The organism is Roseomonas aerilata DSM 19363 (assembly GCF_000711725.1).
GTDB classification, from domain to species: Bacteria; Pseudomonadota; Alphaproteobacteria; order Acetobacterales; family Acetobacteraceae; genus Roseomonas; species Roseomonas aerilata.
The window spans coordinates 16893-35894 of sequence record NZ_JONP01000022.1; the positions used below are offsets into that span (position 1 = coordinate 16893).

The window sequence follows — 19002 nt, forward strand, 5'->3', positions numbered from 1 at the left end:
TCAAAAAGTTTTGACCGGCCGGATGCTCCGGCCGGGGAGGGATGACCTATCGCTGCGCGAGAAGCCCCCGGAACAAGGGCACGGCGGCGGTCAGTTCCGCCACCGGTACCCTCTCCCGCGGGGTATGCGCGAAGCCGATGTCCCCGGGCCCGAGCACCACGCAGGGCGCCAGCGCGTTCAGCCGCGTCGCGTCCGTGCCGAAGGGCACGGTGCGGGCTGGCCGGCCTGTCGCCGCTGCCGCCGCCGCGACCAGCGGGTGGTCCGCCGGCAGCTCGGGAGGGGAACCGTCCACCACGAATTTCAAGGCGAGTCCCGCCCGCGCTGCTGCCGCCTTCACCGCCTCGATTACCGGCTCGGGCGCGAGGCCGCGGGAGTAGCGGAACTTCATCCGCGCCGTCGCGCGCGCCGCTGTCACGTTCAGCGCCGTGCCGTGGTTGTCGATCACGATGTTGAAGTCGGGGAAGGGCGGTTCGTAGGCCTCGTCCCAGCCCTCGCGGTCCTCACGCAGCCGGTCGTGCAGCGCGCGCATATCCGCGAGGAAGGGGATCAGCGCGAGATTCGCGTTCACGCCCTTGCCGGTGGAGGAATGCGCTTGGCTGCCCGTCGCCACCGCCTCAAAGTTGACGGTGCCGCGGTGCCCGCGGATCGGTGCGAGGCCGGTCGGCTCCGCGACGATGATGCCGCGCAGCGCCGCGCGGCGGGCGAGGTCCGACCCCTCCGCGATGAGGGCTGCGCCGGCCTTCGTGGTCTCCTCGTCGGTCGAGAGCAGCAGCGTCACCGGCACGTCGGCGGGCAGTCCGCGCGCGGCGACGATGCAGGCGGCGACCGGCCCCTTCATGTCGGCCGCGCCCAGGCCGTGCATCATCCCCTCATCGTCCACGCGGCCGGAGAAGGGGTCCTCCTCCCACCCTGTGTCGGGCACCGTGTCCATATGGCCCGAAAGCGCAAGGCCACCCGGCCCGCCGCGATGCGCGACGATGGCGCGCTTGGCCACGCCCGCCGCGTCCTCGTAGTCCAGCCGCTCGACCTCGAAATCGCCGAGCAGCGCCTCGATCCGCTCCGCCACCGGCAGGTTGGTCACGAAGGAGCGGCTGTCGATCCGGATGAGCTCGGCGGCGAGGGCGGCAACGGCTTCGGAATCGGTGCGATCGGTCATGCCCGGGGGTATCCCTTGCGGGCCCCGCCACCGCAAGACAGGTTGCCGCCCGCTTTGTGATGGAGGGATCCCTGGCCGCCTATCTCGACCCCCATAGCGGCCGCACCTGGCCGATCGAAACCCCGCGCTGGTGCGGCGAGGAGGGGCAGCCGCTCCTTCTGACGGATCTGCCGGGCATCGGCCGCGAGGCCATCGACCCCGCCGCCCCCGGCCTCTGGCGCTACGCCGCCGCCTTTCCCTTCCGCCCGCGCGAGCCGATCACGATGGGGGAGGGGCGCACGCCGCTGCTCCCGCGCCGGATCGGCGGCTTCGACGCGCTGCTGAAATGCGAGTGGCTGATGCCCACCGGCTCCTTCAAGGACCGTGGGGCCTCCGTCATGCTCTCCCTGCTACGCGACCAGGGGATCGCGGCGGTGCTGGAGGATTCCTCCGGTAACGGGGGCGCCGCCATCTCGACCTATGCCGCGGCCGGCGGGATGCGCGCGCGCATCCTCGTGCCGGACAGCACCTCCCCCGCCAAGACCGTTCAGTCCCGCGCGGCGGGGGCCGAGATCCAGCTCACCCCAGGAAGCCGCCAGGATTGCGCGGAGGAGGCGCTGCGCCAGGGCCGCGACCCCGCCTCGGGCTTCTTCTACGCGAGCCACAACTGGCACCCCTTCTTCCTCCAGGGGACCAAGACCCTCGCCTACGAGCTGTGGGAGGACCTCGGCTTCCAGGCGCCGGACGCGGTGGTGATCCCCTGTGGCGCCGGCTCCAACGTGCTCGGCTGCGACATCGGCTTCGGGGAGCTGCTGCGCGCCGGTGCCATCGACCGGCTGCCCCGGCTCTACGCCGCCCAGCCCGCGAATTGCGGGCCCATCGCGCGCGAAGCCCTGGGCCTGCCGCCCGCGGCAGCGCGCCCGACCATCGCCGAGGGCACGGCAATCGCCCAGCCGATCCGCCCGCGCGAGGTGCTGGCCGCCCTCCGGCGCAGCGGCGGCGGCGGCGTGCTGCTGGAGGAGGCGGAGATCGCCGAGGCCTCGCTCGCCCTCGCCCGCACCGGCATCTACGTGGAGCCCACCTGTGCCCAGGCGGCGGCGGCGCTCGGCAAGCTGGCCGCATCGGGCACGGTGCGCCCCGGCGAGCGCGTGGCGGTCATCCTCACCGGCACCGGACTCAAGGCGACGCCGCGCTATGCGGAACTCCTCGGGTTGGAAGCGGCCTGACGCCAGCCTGCGGTCCGCGCGACAATGTTGCGCGGACCAGCCAATGAAGCGAAAGTAATGTGAAAAGAATTTCATCTGAATTGTTATGGAAGTGATAGAGCCATGACTTGGCCGCGCGGCCGCTGATCCGCCCGGTCATTTGTCTTGTATCTTTCATCTGCCCTATCTCTCCTCCCGAAACTCAGGGCCGACGCGCAGGGCCCCTGCTGCCCGGGAGGAGCCCCATGATCCGACGCGCCCTATCCTTGCTCTACGTGCAGGTCCTCATCGCCATCGTGCTCGGCGTCGCCGTGGGCGTGATCTGGCCGCAGACGGGCGCGGCGATGCGCCCGCTGGGCGATGGCTTCGTCAAGCTCATCCGCATGATCATCGCCCCGGTGGTCTTCTGCACCATCGTCCACGGCATCGCCTCCGTGCGGGACGCGCGCAGCGTCGGGCGCGTCGGCCTGCGCGCGCTGCTCTACTTCGAGGTCGTCTCCACCTTCGCCCTCTTCATCGGTCTCGCCGTCGCGAAGATCTTCCGCACGGGCGAGGGCTTCAACATCGACCCCAGCCAGATGAACGCGACGGCCATCCAGGGCTTTACCCAGCGCGCCGCGAACGACAGCGTCGCCGCCCACCTGATGGCGATCATCCCCGACACCTTCGTCAGCGCCTTCGCCAACGGCGACCTTCTCCAGGTGCTGCTGCTGGCGGTGCTCACGGGCTTCGCGATCAACGCCCTGCCCGAGCGCCTGCGCGAGCCGATCTCCCACGCCGTGGATTCCCTCAGCGCCATCTTCTTCGGCATCGTCAGCATCGTCGTGAAGGCGGCGCCGGTGGGCGCCTTCGGCGCCATGGCCTTCACCATCGGCGCCTACGGCTTCGGCTCCCTCGCGCGGCTCGCCGAGCTGGTGGCCACCTTCTACCTGACCGCCCTGTTCTTCGTGATCGTGGTGCTGGGCCTCATCGCGCGCTTCTGCGGCTTCTCGATCTTCCGCTTCATCGCCTACATCAAGGAGGAACTGCTAATCGTCCTCGGCACCTCTTCCAGCGAGAGCGTGCTGGCGCAGATCATGCGCAAGATGGAGGCGCTCGGCGCCTCGCCGAAGGTCGTCGGCATCACCGTGCCACTGGGCTACTCCTTCAACCTCGATGGCACGAACATCTACATGACGCTGTCGACGATGTTCCTTGCCTACGCCACCAACACGCACCTCACCTTCGGGCAGGAGATGACGATCCTGCTGGTGGCGATGCTGACCTCCAAGGGCGCCTCCGGCGTCACGGGCGCGGGCTTCATCACGCTCGCCGCCACGCTCTCCGTCATCCCGGACATCCCCATCGCGGCGCTCGCGGTGCTGATCGGCATCGACAAGTTCATGAGCGAGGTCCGCGCGCTGACCAACCTCGTGGGCAACGGCGTCGCCTGCCTCGCCATCTCGCGCTGGGAAGGCGAACTCGACCCGGTGAAGCTGCGCAACGCCATGGGCAGCCAGCCCATCGCCGGCGCCGGGCCGCAGCCGGTGCCGGTGGGGCCGCTTCCGGTGGCGAAGAGCGGGGACTGATACCGTCCCTTGCGGAAGTCCCGATCTGGCCGGTGCGGGTGACTCCAGAGAGGGCGCTGCCCTCTCCGGACCTCGCCCGCCAAGGGCCTGAGGCCCTTGGATCCCCATCCGGCTGTCGCGGATGCGATGATTGAGTGGCGGCTTTTTCTCGATGCCTTCCCTGCCGAGGTAGTCGCCTCGGGTCCATGGCCCGGGGCGCACCGGCCGCAGAGAATCTCAATTCGAAGAAAAAGATGATGGTGAGGGGTCTGGGGAGAGGAAGAATTCATTCTTCCTCTCCCCAGGATTACGAGCGACGTCAGGCCAGGACCTGCCAACCGGCCCCGGCCAGGCTCTCAGGGTTCCTCGCCCCGCTCCGCCGCCGCCCCGCCATAGGCCGGCAGCGACCATCCGCCGCCCAGCGCCGCAGCACGGATGAGGAAGGCCAGCGCCGCGCCGGTGCCGATCGCGACCGTCCGCCCCGCGCCCATTGCCTCCAGTGCCACGAAGCCGCCTGCCCCGAGGGCCGCCGCCGTCGCGTAGATCTCGCGCCGGAGGATGAGGGGGATTTCCCCGCAGACCACATCGCGGATCAGCCCGCCGAAGCTGGCCGTCATCACGCCCATCAGCACGGCGACCCAGGGCGCGGCGCCCGCCCGCAGCGCCGCCTCCGCGCCGAGCACCGCGAAGACCGCCATGCCCGCCGCATCGGCCCAGAGCAGCAGCGCGACCCGCCGCTGCAGGGCGGGCGCCACGAAGAACACCGCCAGGGCGAAGCAGGCCGCGAGGATCGCGAGGTCCGGCCGCCCCAGCCAGGCCACGGGAAGGCCGAGCAGCAGGTCCCGCAGCGCCCCGCCCCCGAAGGCCGTGACCCCCGCGACGAGGAGGAACCCCACCGGGTCCATCCGCTTGCGCGCCGCGGTCAGCGCGCCAGCCGTCGCAAAGGCCGCGGTGCCCACCCAGCCCAGCGCCTCGAGCGCGAGGTCGAAGGGTGCGGCCAAGCCAGCCCTACTCGGCGGGAAGAGGGGAAGGCGCCCGCGCGGCGCGGAGCGCGCCGCCCCGCGCCGTGCCCGCGCAAAAGAGCGAGGCGACCAGCAGGGCCGCGACCGTCGGCATCACCAGCCAGGGGACGCCGTTGTCGAGCATAAGGCCGAAGGGCACCGGCGTCAGCGCACTGCCGAGCGGCAGGCCCGAGGAGATGAAGCCGAAGACCTTCCCCATCTGCCCCGGAGGCGCGGCGTGCTTGACCATCACGTCCCTCGGCGTGCGCGAGGCGCCGAGTGACCCGCCCGCCAACAGCGCCACCAGGGGCAGCACCACGTCCGGCAGCGGCACCAGCCCAATGGCCAGCAGCAGCACGATGGAGAGCACCGTCAGACCGGTCACGAAGGTGAAGTGGCTTGTGTAGCGGTCCGCATACCACCCGCCGACGAGCACCCCGCCCGTGGCGCCCACCACGTAGCCGGTGAGCGTGAGGGAGGAGACCGCCAGCGGCGTCGCCCAGAGCTTGTCCAGCAGGGCGACGAGGAAGGACTGCACGCCAACCCCCGCCATGGCGGAGAGGAGGAAGAAGGCGAAGAACATCAGCATGGTGCGTGACAGCAGCACCTCCCGCCCGAGGGGTGCGCCCGCCTTCTTCACTCGCACCTGGTCCTGCAGGATGCGGGACTGCATGACGATGGCGCCCACCACGGGCACGCCGACCAGCCCGGCCATCAGCAGCGCCGGCCGCCAGCCGAGGCCCATGGTCTGCGTCATCAGCCCGATCGCGAGCGGCGCCGCCGCGAAGCCGAGATTGCCGGTCAGGGTATGCATGGCGAAGGCCCGGCCGATCCGCGTCTCGCTGATGCTGCTGCCGAGGATGGCGTAATCGGCCGGGTGGATCACCGAGTTGCCGATGCCGGACGCGATCGCCAGCGCCAGGATCACCCAGTAGTTCGGCGCGAAGGCCATGGCCGCGATCGACAGGGCCATGAGCAGCGTGCCGCCCACCAAGAAGGGCCGTGCCCCGTGCCGGTCCACAAGGAACCCGATGGGCGTCTGCAGCAGCCCCGTGGTCGCGGACATGAGTGCGATCGAGAGGCCCAGCACCGCGTAGGACACGCCAAACTCCTCCCGCCAGATGGGGAAGAGCGGCGCGAGACAGAGCAAGTAGAAGTGGGAAAGGAAATGCCCGGTCCCGATGAGCCCGATGATCCGCCAGTCCCGGTTGGGCTGGGCGCGGGCGGGGGCAGCGGCGTCGGTCATCCCCCAAAGCTGCGCCCGCGTCCCGAGCCCCGTCAAATGCGCGATTCGCAGACCCGTCAGGCGGCCAGTGGCGCCGCCTGCGGCACGGTCTCGCGGATGGCCGCGACCAGCGGGCCGGCCAGCGGCGCGAGGCGCGCGAGGTCGCCGAAAACCGCCATCTCCGCCACCCCGAGCGGCGGCAGTCCTTCCAGCGGCGCCAGCCCCTCGGGCAGGCCTGAGGCGCCGATGACCGTCGCGCCCAGCCCCGCCTGCGCCGCCGCGGCGACGCCGAGCAGGCTGGGAGAGGTATAGGTGATCTCGAAATCCATCCCAGCACGGGCGAGTGCGGCCAGGGCACGGTCGCGGAACATGCAGCCCGCCGGCAGCATGGCCAGCGGCAGGGGCCTTCCATCGGGCGGCGCCCAGCCGGGAGCGGCGGCCCAGATCACCGGCTCGGTCCAGAGAGGGGCGCCCTCGCTCTCCCCGTCCCGCCGCTTGCCGAGCACGAGGTCGAGCGACCCCGCCTCCATCGCCCGCCGCAACTCGTGGGAGCGCCCGACCTCCACCTCCAGCCGGATGCCGGGATGGGAGCGGGCGAAGCGGGCGAGGAGCGGGGCGAGGTTGCGCGGCACGAAGTGGTCCGCCACCCCCAGCCGCAGGTGCCCGGTGACAGGGGGCGCGACGAGGCGTCGCACCGCTTCCTCGTTCAGGGCCAGCATCCGGCGGGCATAGGCGAGCAGCGTCTCGCCCTGGGGCGTCAGCGCCACGGCGCGGCTGGTCCGCTCCAGCACGCGCTTGCCGAGAAGCTCCTCCAACCGCCGGATCTTGAGCGAGATGGCGGACTGCGTGAGGCCGAGGGCCGGCGCCGCCGCGGTGAAGCCGCCGCGCTCCGCCACCTGCACGAAGCAGCGGAGGAGGTCGAGGTCGAGGTCGGGGACGCGGCCCCTTGAATCACTCATGGGGCGCAAGCTGCGCCGCGCCCCATGAGCCCGTCAACGAAAGCCCGGCCGATCGATGAGCCGGGCTGATGGCTCAGACGTCCTCGTCGAAACCGCCGGCGTCGTCATAGCCAGCCGCATCGTCGTAGCCGCCACCGTTATCGACGCTAGAAGCGTCATTGTAGCTGGCCGCGTCGTTCCCCCAGCCGCCCTGGTCCGACACCGGCGAGGCATCGTTCCCAGCCGAGCCCGGATCGGTCCAGGGCGAGGAGGAGGGCGTGTTCACCGCCTGCTCCCCGAAGCCACCCGCGCCACCGGCATCGGCGGTCGGCGTGGCCCCCGCAGCTGCCGTTGCCGCGTGCGCCCCGCCGCCGGAGAACATGCCCATCATCATGTTGCCCAGCACCATGCCGCCCGCGACGCCGGCCGCGGTGGTCAGCGCCGTCCCGAGGAAGCCGCTGCCGCCGCCGCCCTGCTGCATCATGCCGGGGCTCATCGCGCCCATGGGTGGCTGGATCGGCTGGGGGCGCGGGGTCATCGGTACCTGCTGGGGCCGGCCGCCGCCGAACATGCCGCCGAAGAGCCCGCCGCGGGACCCCTGGGCCTGGGCTTGCGCCTGCCGCTGCGTGTTCTCCAGCTGCCACTCCAGCTCCTGGATGCGGTTCTGGGCCTGCACCAGCGCCGCTTCCTGCACGAAGGCGGTCTGGGTGATGCGGTAGCGCGCCTCCGGGTAGCGGGTGAACAGGTCAGCGATCAGCCGGTCGGCCTCCGGGTCCACCGGCGGCAGGTTCGGCGCCGCCTGGGTGTTCGGGACGCTGCGCGCCCCCCAGGGCCCGGCGGAGGTCGCGGCCGGCTGCGCGGCGGCAGCGCCTGAAACGCGCTCCACGTAGCCGGAGATAATGCGGCGCTCTTCCTCGGTCATGTCCCTCATGGCTCCTTGCGGCGGGCAGTTCCCGCGACGGGCGCGAGATGGCCCGGCGGGGGAAACCTTTCAAGATGTTAATCTAAGCCCCGGCGGGAATCCGGTTCGGCAGGCCGAGCGGCCCCCACTCGATGACCGGGCAGCGGTCCATGACGATCGTCACCCCCGCCGCCCGCGCCCGCTCCGCCGCCGCGTCGTCCCAGACGCCAAGTTGCAGCCAGACCGACTTGGCGCCCAGCCGGATGGCCTCGTCCACCACGGCGCCCGCGTCCTCGCTGCGGCGGAAGACATCCACCATGTCGAGCGGCGCCGCGTCCTCGAGGGAGGCGACGGACTGCATCCCGTGCACGCTCCGCCCGCCGAGGGCCGGGTTCACGGGGATGGCGGTGTAGCCGCGCCCGAGCAGGAAGCTGAAAACGCCATTCGAAGGCCGCCCCGGCTTGTCGGAAGCCCCGACCACCGCGATTCGCCGCGTCCTCAGCAAGAGGTCGCGCACCTGGTCGTTGCTCAAGCCGTCCCGTGCCATGCCGTGCCTCCTCGATTCCGGCAGGGGCAGTTGGGGCGGCGGGAGCACGGTTCCAATGGGCCGTTTCAATGCGGCAGCAATCCGGCGGCCTCTGCCTTCCGCGGGCCACGTGGCGCCGCTACACCGATGGCCCATGCCCAGCCCCCGCTCCCCGGCCACCGCCTCCGTCCGCGCGCCCGTCTCACGCCCGATCCCCGCCCTCGCGGCCGCGCTGGCCCTGGCCACGCTGGCGACGATCCTTCTCTGGTGGTTCCCCAACCGCCAGCAGGCCGCCGACGTGCCGATGCAGTCGGCGCGCTTCAACAGCGTCTCCTTCGCCCCCTTCCGCGACGGCCAGAGCCCTCTGCGCGACATCTTCCCCACTGCCGCGCAGGTGGAGGAGGACATCGCCCTCATCGCCCCGCGGGTGCGCGCCATCCGCAGCTACGCGAGCATCGAGGGCAGCTACGAGGTGGCCGAGATCGCGGGGCGACACGGGCTGAAGATGTGGAAGGGCGCCTGGCTCGGCCGCGATCTCCGCCAGAACGGTCGCGAGATCGACGCCCTGATCGCGACGGCCAATCGCCACCCCGATGTCGTGGAGCGCGTGGTGGTCGGCAACGAGGTGCTGCTGCGCCGCGACCTGCCGGTGGAGGAGCTGGCCCGCCAGCTCGACCGCGTGAAGGCCGCCGTCCGCCAGCCCGTCACCTATGCCGATGTCTGGGAATTCTGGGCCCAGTTCCCCGAACTCGCTGAGCACGTGGACATCATCACCATCCACATCCTGCCGTACTGGGAGGACGAGCCGCTGGGCGTGGACCGCGCCATGGCCCACACGCGGGACGTCTATCGCCGGATGAAGGCGATGTTCCCGGGCAAGCCCATCGCCATCGGCGAGATCGGCTGGCCAAGCGCCGGCCGCTGGCGGGAGGCCGCCGTGCCGTCGCGCGTGGAGCAGGCGGTCTTTATGCGCCGCTTCATCCAGCTCTCCCAGGAGGAGGGCTTCGACTACAACTTCATCGAGGCCTTCGACCAGGTTTGGAAATACCGCAACGAGGGCACGGTCGGCGCTGCCTGGGGCCTCTGGACTGCCGACCGCCAGCCGAAATTCGACCTATCCGGCCCCGTGCGGGAGAACCCCTGGTGGGCCTGGTACGCCGCCGCCGCACTGGCGCTCTCGGGCGCGATGTTCGCCGCCACCGCCCGCCTCTGGCCCCGCGCCCCGGCCTGGCCGCTCGCGGTGCTGGCGACGGCCCTCGGCAACGCCCTCGCCTATGCCTTCTGCGGCGGCTGGCCCTATGCCTTCGACGAGCACCTGAAGCTCGCGGCCATCGTGAACCTCCTTGGGCAGTCGCTCCTCGCGGTGCTGCTGCTCCGCCGCGCCGGCGCCCGGCTCTCGGGCGACCCGGTGGAGCCCACCCGCAACGGTGCCCAGGCGAGCGCCAACGTCCGCGCCCTCTTCCGCGGCCGGATGTGGTTTCGGGACTGGCGGGCCTTTGCCTTCGAGGACTTGCTCTTCCTCTTCACTTTCACCGCGGCGCTGCTGCAACTGATGCTGCTCTTCGACCCGCGCTACCGCGACTTCCCCTTCCCGACCTTCGCGGTGCCCCTGGTGGCGATCATCGCCCGCGCCCTGCTACGCGACCTGCCGCGCCGGGGCGGCGGCTGGGCGGAATGGGTGGCGGGCGGCACGCTGCTGGCCTGCGCCGTCGCGAGTGCCGTGATGGAGGGGCCCCATAACCTCCAGGCCTTGGGCTGGAGCGCCTGCGCCATCGGGCTGGCCGTGCCGCCCCTGCTCCGCGTCGGGCCCGCCGCGCGGGCGGGCTGACACCTGGGGAACCGGGAAGGCGAGGGGCCGCGCAACGGAGGCCACGGGCGCGGCGTTCTGATCAGCGTCGCCGGGCGGGCGGCCTCTTGACCACCCCCGAAATCAGCCAGGAAGGCGATCCCCCATGGGCCTCTTCTCCAAGCCGATCAAAACCCTGGACGATCTCTTCGTCCACACCCTCCAGGACATCTACTACGCCGAGAATCGCATCACGAAGGCGCTGCCGAAGATGATCGACAAGGCAACGGACCCGCAGCTCCGCCAGGGCTTCGAGCTGCACCTGCAGGAGACGCGCAACCAGATCGTCCGCCTGGAGAAGGTCTTCCAAATGCACGGCCAGCCCGTGAAGGGCGTCACCTGCGCCGCCATGGACGGCATCCTCGAGGAAGCCGAGGAGATCATGGGCGACGTGGCCGACAAGGAGGTGCTCGACGCCGCCATGCTCGCCGCCGCCCAGGCGGTGGAGCACTACGAGATCACCCGCTACGGCACCCTGGTCGCCTTCGCCCGCCAGCTCGGCCGCGCCGACTGCGCCGCGGTTCTCGAGGAGAACCTCGAGGAGGAGAAGGCGACCGACAAGAAACTGACCGCTCTCGCCGAGAGCAAGGTCAACCGAATGGCTGCCTGAGCGTTTCAGGATCTGCCTAGGATCCACCAGGGCGGGAGGCCGGCCGGAAGTCCATTGCGGACGGAAGGCCGGCTTTTCCCTGCCCCGCCTTCAGGAAAGCCCGGCCAGCCGCGCCGCCAGCGCTGCGGCATCTCCCTCCACGCGCAAGGTCTTTTCCCGCGACGTGGAGCCCTGTGCGACAATGATCCGGGATGGTGCCACCGCGAGCGCCTCCGCAACCAGGGCGCAGACCGCCCGGTTCGCGCGCCCGTCCTCCGGCGCCTCGTTTACCGAGACTTTCAGCCGCGGTCCGTCCACCCCTTCGGCGATTCCGCCCAGCCCGGCCCGTCTGGCACGCGGCTGAGTTTTAACCCGTAGCTCGACCCCGCCTTCCACGGCACGCCACGGAAGGTCGTGCTTCGGGATCACCCTCGGCGGGCCGTCCGTGAGGAGGGCACCTGCGCACGGGCATTCGCCTCCACCCAGGCCCAGGCGCCGAGCGCGACCCCGATCATCCCCCAGGTGGCGTTGAAGTTCAGTACCGCGATCACGCCCAGGGCCACGGCTGCGGCGCGCACCGCGAGCGGCGCCCCGAGGAAGGCCCAGAAGCCCAGCAGCATCGCCCCTGCGCCCCAGAGCTGCCAGTGCTGCAGCCAGAGCAGCGCCGCCCGCGGCCGGCAGGCGAGCGGCGCCCCGGCGAGGTCGAGGCAGATCGCCCCCCAGGCCCGCGGCTCCACGTAAACGTGGCGATAGGCGGTCATCAACCCGATGGCGGCGGCCACGGAGAGAAGCGCCCAGAGATCGCGTCTGGAGAAGGTCATGCCACGGAGATCGCGCAGCGCGGCGCGCGGTGCAAGCGGCATCATTGGGGCAGGCCCGCCACCATCCCGCGCGATTCCCGCACGGGGGCGCGACGCGGGGCGGGAACCTTGAACCCCGTGCCGGGCACGCGACCTGAAGGGCCATGAAACTCCCCTTTCTCGACCGTACCCCGCGCGTGGCCGTCGTCCGGCTGCAGGGCCTGATCGCCCCCCGCGCCAACGGCTTCGCCGGGCCCACCCTCTCCGCCGCCGCGCTCGATCCGGTGCTGGAGCGCGCCTTCGGGTTGAAGCACCTCGCGGGCGTCGTGCTCGCCATCAACTCCCCCGGCGGCTCCCCCGCCCAGTCCTCGCTCATCGCCGCCCGCATCCGGCAACTGGCGGGAGAGAAGGGCGTGCCCGTCATCGCCTGCGTAGAGGACGCGGCGGCCTCCGGCGGCTACTGGCTGGCCTGCGCGGCCGATGAGATCGTGGCCGATCCTACCTCCATCATCGGCTCCATCGGCGTCATCTCCTCCGGCTTCGGCTTCGAGGAGGCGATCACGCGCCTGGGCATCGAGCGCCGGCTGGTTACCGCCGGCGAGGACAAGTCCTTCCTCGATCCCTTCCGCCCCACCGACCCCGCCCAGCAGGAACGCCTGCGCGACCTCATGGCCGGTCTGCACCGCGAGTTCATCGACTGGGTCGAGTCCCGCCGCGGCCCCCGGCTGAGGCGCGAGGGCGAGCCCCTGTTCAGCGGCCGCTTCTGGACGGGCCGACGCGCCCTGGAACTCGGCCTGGTGGATCGCCTCGGCGACCTCCGCGGGGAGGTGGAGCGCCGCTTCGGCAAGGAGGCGAAGATCGTTCCCCTCGGCGCCCGCCGCCCTCGGCTCCCCTGGCGTCTGCTCTCGGGCGCGGCGCTTGGCTCAGCCTGGACGCCGGAGGCCGTGGCTGAAGGGGCGCTCTCGGCCATCGAGGCGCGTGGGGCCTGGAACCGGCTTGGGCTCTGAGCCCTTCTGAGGGGCCGACGCCCGTGACTCCGGGGAGAGAAAGAAGGAATTCTTCCTCTCCCCGGACCCCTCACCATCATCTTTTTCTGTGAGTCAGAATGTCTTGGGCTCCGGTGCGCCTCGGGGCGTGGACCCGAGGCGACTGCTCTAACAGGAAGGGCACGAGGAGAGCGCCGGCCTCAATCGCCGCATCCGCGACAGCCGGAGGGGGATCCAAGGGCCTCAGGCCCTTGGCGGGTGAGGTCTGGAGAGGGCAGGGCCCTCTCCAGGGGGCGCGGGGTGCAGACCCCACCAGAACGGAATGACCTGGTCGCCCTATCGTGCGCCCGGGGCTTCCTTGCCGGGCGCGGGGAGCCGCCCCTATACCGGCCGCGCCATGACCAGCCCCATCCTCGCCGCGGGCGAGACCCGGAACCCTGCCGGCGAGACCCGGCCGCTTCCCTTCCAGGACATGATCCTGGCGCTGCACGCCTTCTGGTCCCGCCAGGGCTGCGCCATCCTGCAGCCCTATGACATGGAGATGGGGGCTGGCACCTTCCACCCGGCCACCACGCTGCGCGCTCTAGGGCCGAAGCCCTGGCGGGCCGCTTATGTGCAGCCGAGCCGCCGGCCGTCGGACGGGCGCTACGGCAACAACCCCAATCGACTGGGCGCCTATTACCAGTACCAGGTCATCATGAAGCCGAGTCCGCCCGATCCGCAGTCCCTGCTGATCGAGAGCTACCGCGCCATCGGCATCGACCCGATGCTGCACGACATCCGCTTCGTGGAGGACGACTGGGAGAGCCCCACCCTCGGCGCCTGGGGCCTGGGCTGGGAGGTCTGGTGCGACGGGATGGAGGTGACGCAGTTCACCTATTTCCAGCAGGTCGGCGGCATCTCCTGCGCGGTTCCCTCCTGCGAGCTGACCTACGGGCTGGAGCGCCTGGCGATGTACATCCAGGGCGTCGAGAATGTGTACGACCTCGCCTTCAACTCGGCTGGCCTGACCTATGGCGACGTGTTCCTGCGGAACGAGCGTGAATTCTCCGCCTACTCCTTCGAGCACGCGAACGTGCCCGTGCTGTTCCGCCACTTCGCGGAGGCGGAGGAGGAGTGCAACGCCCTCTGCGACGCGGGCCTGCCGCTGCCGGCCTATGATCAGTGCATCAAGGCCAGCCACAGCTTCAACCTGCTGGACGCCCGCGGCGCCATCAGCGTGACGGAGCGCGCGGCCTATATCGGCCGCGTGCGGGCACTGGCAAAGCGCTGCTGCGAAGGCTGGCTGGCGGGGGAGGCCGCCTGATGGCCGAGCTCCTGCTCGAACTCCTCTCCGAGGAGATTCCCGCCCGCATGCAGGCCCGCGCGGCCGAGGACCTCGCGCGGCTGCTGCCGGAGGCGCTGAAGCCCGCCGGGCTGGCGCTGGAGGCTCCGCGTACCCTGCACGGCCCGCGCCGCATCGCGCTCGTCGCGGGGTTGCCCGCCGCGACGCCGGCCAGCGAGCGCGAGGAGAAGGGCCCCCGCCTCGGCGCCCCTGAAGCCGCGCTTGGCGGCTTCGCCCGCAAGCACGCGCTGCCCGAAGCTGCCGTTGCCGCCATGCGCTCGGCGACCGGAGCAGCGGATGCGCCAGTCTATGAGGCGGAGGGGCTGACCATCCTCGCCCGCCCCGAGAAGTCCGGCGCCTCCTTCCTCCTGCGGCTGAGGAACCCCGCGCGGCCGAGCGCCGAGGTGCTGGCCGAGGCCATCCCCGCCCTCATCCGCCGCTTTCCCTGGCCGAAGTCGATGCGCTGGGGCACCTCGGACCTCATCTGGGTCCGCCCCCTCCAGCGCATCCTCTGCCTGCTCGACGGCGCCGTGGTGCCGCTGTCGCTCGCCGAGGGCGACGATGCCGCGCACGGCCTGCGCTCGGCGGATCTGACCGAAGGCCACCGCATCCAGTCCCCCGGCGCCTTCCCCGTCGCCTCCGCCGCGGAATACGAGGCGGGCCTGCGGGAGCGTTCCGTCATTCCCGACGCTGCCGAGCGCGAGCGGATGATCGAGGCGGGCCTCGCCGCCCTGGCTGAGGCCGAGGGGCTTGAGGTGGTGCCCGACCGCGGGTTGCTGGCCGAGGTCGCGGGCCTGGTCGAATGGCCCGTGCCCCTGCTCGGCCGTATCGACGACGCCTTCATGGATCTGCCGCCCGAGCTGATGCGGACGACCATGCGGGTGAACCAGCGCTACTTCGCCCTTCGTCATAAGGACGGCCGCCCCGCCGCCCGCTTCGCCCTCGTCGCCAACATCGCGGCGCATGACGGCGGCGCGGCGATCGTCGGCGGCAACGAGCGGGTGCTGCGCGCCCGCCTCTCCGACGCGCGCTTCTTCTGGGACCTGGATCTCAAGCAGCCGCTCGAGTCCTTCCTGCCGAAGCTCGACGCCGCCGTCTTCCATGCCAAGCTCGGCACCCAGGGCGACCGGGTCCGGCGGCTGGAGCGGCTGGCGCGGCACATCGCGCCGATGGTGGGCGCCGAGCCCGACCTCGCCGCCCTCGCCGCGCGCCTGGCCAAGGCCGACCTCGCCTCCGGCATGGTGGGCGAATTCCCGGAACTGCAGGGCGTGATGGGCCGCTACTACGCCCTGCACGCTGGCGAGGACCCGCGCGTGGCCGAGGCCATCGGCGCACATTACCGGCCGCTGGGACCGGGAGATGCCGTGCCGTCCGAGCCGGTGGCGGTGGCGGTCGCGCTGGCGGACAAGCTCGACCAGCTCGCCGGCTTCTTCGCGGCCGACGAGCGCCCGACCGGCTCCGGCGACCCGTACGCGCTGCGCCGGGCCGCGCTCGGCGTGATCCGCATCGTCCGCGAGAACCGCCTGCGCCTGCCGCTGGCCGATGCGGTCGCCGAGGCCTTCTTCGGCTACCCCATGGCACAGGGCAGCACTGCCACGCCGGAGTTCGGCATGGCAGTGGCCGCGGAGCGGATGAATGCCGGCTGGAAGCCGCCCGCCGATTCATCGCACCCGCCCATGGTCGCGGCCTTCGCGCAGGGCGTGGTGGAGTTCCTCGCCGAGCGCCTGCGTGTTCAGATGCGGGCCGAGGGGCTGCGTCACGACCTCGTGGCCGCCGCCTTCGGCACCTCGGGCGACGACGACCTGAACCGGCTGCTCGCCCGCGCGGACGCGCTGCGCGACTTCCTCTCCACGCCCGAGGGAACCGACCTGCTCGCCGCCTATCGCCGGGCGGCGAACATCCTGCGGATCGAGGAGAAGAAGGACGGACGGAGCTACGCCGCCGCCATCATCCCCGACCTCCTCCGCGCGCCCGAGGAGATCGCCCTCGCCGCCGCGCTTGAGGCCGCGCGGCCAGCGGTGGGCGCCGCGCTCGGGCGCGAGGACTTCGAGGGCGCGATGGCAGCCCTGGCGCCTTTGCGGGCCCCGGTCGATGCCTTTTTTGATCGGGTAACCGTTAACGACCCGGATAGGGCTCTGCGCGAGAACCGGCTAGGATTGCTGGCGATGCTGCGCGGGGCCATGGACGAGCTCGCCGACATCGCGCGCATCGAGGCTTGAAGGAACAGGTCATGACAAGCTGGGTCTACGGCTTCGGAGCCGGCCGGAACGACGGCCGCGCGGACATGCGGAACCTGCTGGGCGGCAAGGGCGCCAACCTCGCGGAAATGGCCTCGATCGGCCTTCCCGTGCCCCCCGGCTTCACCATCACCACCGAGGTCTGCACCTACTTTACCACCAACGGCCAGACCTACCCCGCCGACCTCGCCGGGCAGGTGAAGGAGGCCCTGGCGAGGGTCGAGGCCGCGGTGGGGGCGAAGTTCGGCGATGCGACGAACCCGCTGCTCGTCTCCGTCCGCTCGGGCGCGCGCGTCTCCATGCCCGGCATGATGGACACGGTGCTCAACCTCGGCCTGAACGACGAGACGGTGAAGGGCCTGGCCGCCGCCTCGGGCGATGACCGCTTCGCCTGGGACAGCTACCGCCGCTTCATCCAGATGTACGGCTCCGTAGTGCTGGGTGTGGACCACCACCGCTTCGAGGAGATCATCGAGGAGGCGAAGCTCGCCCGCGGCGTCCACGAGGACACGCAGCTCTCCCCCGAGGACTGGCAGCGCGTGGCCGGCGAGTACAAGGCCATGGTCCGCGAGGTCACCGGCGCCGACTTCCCGATGGACCCGCACGCCCAGCTCTGGGGCGCGATCGGCGCGGTGTTCGGCTCCTGGATGAACCAGCGCGCCATCACCTATCGCCGCCTGCACGACATCCCCGCCACCTGGGGCACGGCCGTGAACGTCCAGGCGATGGTCTTCGGCAACATGGGCGACGACTGCGCGACGGGCGTCTGCTTCACCCGCGACCCCTCCACCGGCGAGAACGTCTTCTACGGCGAGTACCTCATCAACGCCCAGGGCGAGGACGTGGTGGCCGGCATCCGCACGCCCCAGCCGATGAGCGAAGCGCGCGCCAAGCCCGGCGAGCGCAGCATGGAGGCCGTCATGCCGGCCGCCTATGCCGAGCTGGTGGCGGTGCGGGCCACGCTCGAAAAGCACTACGCGGACATGCAGGACATCGAGTTCACGGTCCAGCGCAACAAGCTCTACATGCTGCAAACCCGTAACGGGAAGCGGACCGCCGCTGCCAGCCTCAAGATCGCGGTGGACATGGCGAACGAGGGGCTGATCGACCGCACCGAAGCCGTGCGCCGCGTGAACCCGGGCTCGCTCGACCAGCTTCTGCACCCGACGCTGGACCCGAACGCCAAGCGCACGCTGCTCACCCGCGGCCTTCCGGCCTCTCCGGGTGCCGCGAGCGGCGTGGTGGTCTTTACCGCCGACGAGGCCGAGGCCCGCGCGACCAAAGGCGAGAGCGTCATCCTCGTGCGCATCGAGACCTCGCCCGAGGACATCCACGGCATGCACGCGGCCCGCGGCATCCTCACCACCCGCGGCGGCATGACCAGCCACGCGGCGGTGGTGGCCCGCGGCATGGGCCGGCCCTGCGTGGCCGGCGCCGGCGGCGTGGTGGTGGACTACTCCTCCCAGATCCTGGCCGCCGGCGGCGTGCAGGTGCGGGCGGGCGAGACCATCACCCTCGACGGCGCGACTGGCGAGGTTTTCGCTGGCACCGTCGCCATGGTGGAGCCGAAGCTCTCCGGCGACTTCGAGACGCTGATGGGCTGGGCCGACGGCGTCCGCCGCCTGAAGGTGCGCGCCAACGCCGAGACGCCGCTCGACGCCGATACTGCCCGCAAGTTCGGCGCGGAGGGCATCGGCCTCTGCCGCACCGAGCACATGTTCTTCGATCCCTCTCGCATTTCCGCCGTGCGGCAGATGATCATGAGCGAGACCGAGGGCGGGCGCCGCGACGCGCTGGCCAAGCTGCTGCCCTTCCAGCGCGATGACTTCGTCTCCCTGTTCCGCATCATGGCCGGCCTGCCGGTCACCATCCGGCTCCTCGATCCGCCGCTGCACGAATTCCTCCCCCACAAGGAGGAGGAATTGGCGGAGGTGGCGGCCAGCCTCGGCGCGGACCTCGCGACCATGAAGCGCCGCGCCGCCGACCTCTCGGAGGCCAACCCCATGCTCGGCCACCGCGGCTGCCGCCTGGCGATGACCTACCCGGAGATTGCGGAAATGCAGGCCCGCGCCATCTTCGAGGCGGCGATCATCGTCGCCAAGGAGGCCGGCTTGGCCCCGGTGCCGGAGATCATGGTGCCGCTGGTCGCCACCAAGCGGGAGCTGGAGATCAGCCACGAGCAGATCGACAAGGTCGCCCGCGAGGTCTTCGCCGAGGCGGGCATGACGATCGAGTACTTCGTCGGCACCATGATCGAGCTGCCCCGCGCGGCCCTTCTGGCCGACAAGATCGCGGAGACTGCCGACTTCTTCTCCTTCGGCACCAACGACCTCACCCAGACCACCTTCGGCCTGTCGCGCGACGACGCCGGCAAGTTCCTGCCCTTCTACGTGGAGAAGGGTATCCTGCCGAAGGACCCCTTCGTCTCCATCGACGTGGACGGCGTGGGCGCCCTCGTGCAGATCGCGACCGACAAGGGGCGGGCCACCAAGCCCGGCCTGAAGCTCGGCATCTGCGGCGAGCACGGCGGCGACCCGGCATCCATTCAGTTCTGCGAGACGGTGGGGCTCGACTACGTCTCCTGCTCGCCCTACCGCGTACCGGTGGCGCGGCTGGCGGCGGCACAGGCGGCGCTGGCCAATGCCTCGGCGCCGGCCATGGCTGACCGGACGGCCTGAGGGCGGTGTTGGTGACTCCGGGGAGAGGAAGAAGGAATTCTTCCTCTCCCCGGACCCCTCACCA

General features: G+C 71.2%; 16 protein-coding genes. 8 read left to right on the forward strand and 8 right to left on the reverse strand.

Going from position 1 to position 19002, the window contains the following annotated elements; all coding sequences use genetic code 11:
- Nucleotides 1-46: 46 nt before the first annotated feature.
- Entirely contained in the window at nt 47-1156 is a 1110-nt protein-coding gene (locus BO39_RS20685; RefSeq protein ID WP_043837031.1) for a M20/M25/M40 family metallo-hydrolase, read from the reverse strand.
- Between the two features lie 59 nt (nt 1157-1215).
- Here BO39_RS20685 and BO39_RS20690 point away from each other — a divergent pair, with 59 nt between their 5' ends.
- Together BO39_RS20690 and dctA are read left to right on the forward strand one after the other, a co-directional pair.
- Nucleotides 1216-2361 (forward strand): threonine synthase, encoded by a 1146-nt coding sequence (locus BO39_RS20690; RefSeq protein WP_043837033.1) that lies wholly within the window; start codon nt 1216-1218, stop codon nt 2359-2361.
- Nucleotides 2362-2585: 224 nt separating this feature from the next.
- A complete protein-coding gene (dctA, locus tag BO39_RS20695) occupies nt 2586-3908 on the forward strand; it encodes a C4-dicarboxylate transporter DctA (protein WP_043837034.1) in 1323 nt (440 codons plus the stop codon).
- A 335-nt stretch (nt 3909-4243) separates the two neighbouring features.
- On the opposite strand, the gene BO39_RS20700 is transcribed toward dctA, so the two are convergent.
- The 5 genes from BO39_RS20700 to BO39_RS20720 form a co-directional block, all read right to left on the reverse strand.
- Nucleotides 4244-4888: a trimeric intracellular cation channel family protein gene (locus BO39_RS20700; protein WP_245615298.1), complete on the reverse strand. Its 645-nt coding sequence runs from the start codon at nt 4886-4888 to the stop codon at nt 4244-4246.
- Between the two features lie 7 nt (nt 4889-4895).
- Complete coding sequence (locus tag BO39_RS20705) at nt 4896-6134, reverse strand: MFS transporter (protein ID WP_084698309.1); 1239 nt, start codon at nt 6132-6134, stop codon at nt 4896-4898.
- Between the two features lie 56 nt (nt 6135-6190).
- Nucleotides 6191-7072 carry a LysR family transcriptional regulator gene (locus tag BO39_RS20710; protein WP_043837036.1) on the reverse strand — a complete coding sequence of 294 codons (882 nt, stop codon included), beginning with the start codon at nt 7070-7072 and terminating at the stop codon, nt 6191-6193.
- A 73-nt stretch (nt 7073-7145) separates the two neighbouring features.
- Entirely contained in the window at nt 7146-7973 is an 828-nt protein-coding gene (locus BO39_RS20715; RefSeq protein ID WP_043837038.1) for a DUF2076 domain-containing protein, read from the reverse strand.
- Nucleotides 7974-8055: 82 nt separating this feature from the next.
- On the reverse strand, nt 8056-8499 hold the full coding sequence (locus tag BO39_RS20720) for a CoA-binding protein (RefSeq protein ID WP_043837040.1): 444 nt from the start codon (nt 8497-8499) through the stop codon (nt 8056-8058).
- A gap of 133 nt (nt 8500-8632) precedes the next feature.
- On the opposite strand from BO39_RS20720, the gene BO39_RS20725 reads away from it, so the two are divergent.
- Nucleotides 8633-10306 (forward strand): glycoside hydrolase family 17 protein, encoded by a 1674-nt coding sequence (locus BO39_RS20725; RefSeq protein WP_052402370.1) that lies wholly within the window; start codon nt 8633-8635, stop codon nt 10304-10306.
- Between the two features lie 124 nt (nt 10307-10430).
- On the forward strand, nt 10431-10934 hold the full coding sequence (locus BO39_RS20730; protein WP_043837042.1) for a YciE/YciF ferroxidase family protein: 504 nt from the start codon (nt 10431-10433) through the stop codon (nt 10932-10934).
- A gap of 90 nt (nt 10935-11024) precedes the next feature.
- Here BO39_RS20730 and BO39_RS34510 read toward each other — a convergent pair whose 3' ends face one another.
- Both BO39_RS34510 and BO39_RS34515 read right to left on the reverse strand, forming a co-directional pair.
- Nucleotides 11025-11342: a DUF167 domain-containing protein gene (locus tag BO39_RS34510; RefSeq protein ID WP_245615299.1), complete on the reverse strand. Its 318-nt coding sequence runs from the start codon at nt 11340-11342 to the stop codon at nt 11025-11027.
- Nucleotides 11339-11734 carry a hypothetical protein gene (locus BO39_RS34515; RefSeq protein WP_156963800.1) on the reverse strand — a complete coding sequence of 132 codons (396 nt, stop codon included), beginning with the start codon at nt 11732-11734 and terminating at the stop codon, nt 11339-11341. Before BO39_RS34515 ends, BO39_RS34510 begins: the two co-directional genes overlap by 4 nt.
- Nucleotides 11735-11877: 143 nt before the next feature.
- Between BO39_RS34515 and BO39_RS20745 the strand changes: the two genes are divergently transcribed.
- The 4 genes from BO39_RS20745 (at nt 11878) to ppdK (ending at nt 18938) form a co-directional block, all read left to right on the forward strand.
- On the forward strand, nt 11878-12720 hold the full coding sequence (locus tag BO39_RS20745) for a S49 family peptidase (RefSeq protein ID WP_043837044.1): 843 nt from the start codon (nt 11878-11880) through the stop codon (nt 12718-12720).
- Nucleotides 12721-13096: 376 nt separating this feature from the next.
- Entirely contained in the window at nt 13097-14005 is a 909-nt protein-coding gene (locus BO39_RS20750) for a glycine--tRNA ligase subunit alpha (protein WP_084698319.1), read from the forward strand.
- Nucleotides 14005-16242, forward strand: coding sequence for a glycine--tRNA ligase subunit beta (gene glyS / locus BO39_RS20755; protein ID WP_043837046.1), 2238 nt, complete (start codon nt 14005-14007; stop codon nt 16240-16242). The genes BO39_RS20750 and glyS overlap by 1 nt, the downstream gene beginning before the upstream one ends.
- Before the next feature lie 11 nt (nt 16243-16253).
- Nucleotides 16254-18938, forward strand: coding sequence for a pyruvate, phosphate dikinase (gene ppdK / locus BO39_RS20760; protein WP_043837048.1), 2685 nt, complete (start codon nt 16254-16256; stop codon nt 18936-18938).
- Nucleotides 18939-19002 lie beyond the last annotated feature (64 nt).

Coding starts and splice junctions, on each gene's coding strand:
- BO39_RS20685 (WP_043837031.1), bottom strand. CDS start 1,156: ATGACCGATCGCACCGATTCCGAAGCCGTTGCCGCCCTCGCCGCCGAG.
- BO39_RS20690 (WP_043837033.1), top strand. CDS start 1,216: ATGGAGGGATCCCTGGCCGCCTATCTCGACCCCCATAGCGGCCGCACC.
- dctA (WP_043837034.1), top strand. CDS start 2,586: ATGATCCGACGCGCCCTATCCTTGCTCTACGTGCAGGTCCTCATCGCC.
- BO39_RS20705 (WP_084698309.1), bottom strand. CDS start 6,134: ATGACCGACGCCGCTGCCCCCGCCCGCGCCCAGCCCAACCGGGACTGG.
- BO39_RS20710 (WP_043837036.1), bottom strand. CDS start 7,072: ATGAGTGATTCAAGGGGCCGCGTCCCCGACCTCGACCTCGACCTCCTC.
- BO39_RS20715 (WP_043837038.1), bottom strand. CDS start 7,973: ATGACCGAGGAAGAGCGCCGCATTATCTCCGGCTACGTGGAGCGCGTT.
- BO39_RS20720 (WP_043837040.1), bottom strand. CDS start 8,499: ATGGCACGGGACGGCTTGAGCAACGACCAGGTGCGCGACCTCTTGCTG.
- BO39_RS20725 (WP_052402370.1), top strand. CDS start 8,633: ATGCCCAGCCCCCGCTCCCCGGCCACCGCCTCCGTCCGCGCGCCCGTC.
- BO39_RS20730 (WP_043837042.1), top strand. CDS start 10,431: ATGGGCCTCTTCTCCAAGCCGATCAAAACCCTGGACGATCTCTTCGTC.
- BO39_RS34515 (WP_156963800.1), bottom strand. CDS start 11,734: ATGACCTTCTCCAGACGCGATCTCTGGGCGCTTCTCTCCGTGGCCGCC.
- BO39_RS20745 (WP_043837044.1), top strand. CDS start 11,878: ATGAAACTCCCCTTTCTCGACCGTACCCCGCGCGTGGCCGTCGTCCGG.
- BO39_RS20750 (WP_084698319.1), top strand. CDS start 13,097: ATGACCAGCCCCATCCTCGCCGCGGGCGAGACCCGGAACCCTGCCGGC.
- glyS (WP_043837046.1), top strand. CDS start 14,005: ATGGCCGAGCTCCTGCTCGAACTCCTCTCCGAGGAGATTCCCGCCCGC.
- ppdK (WP_043837048.1), top strand. CDS start 16,254: ATGACAAGCTGGGTCTACGGCTTCGGAGCCGGCCGGAACGACGGCCGC.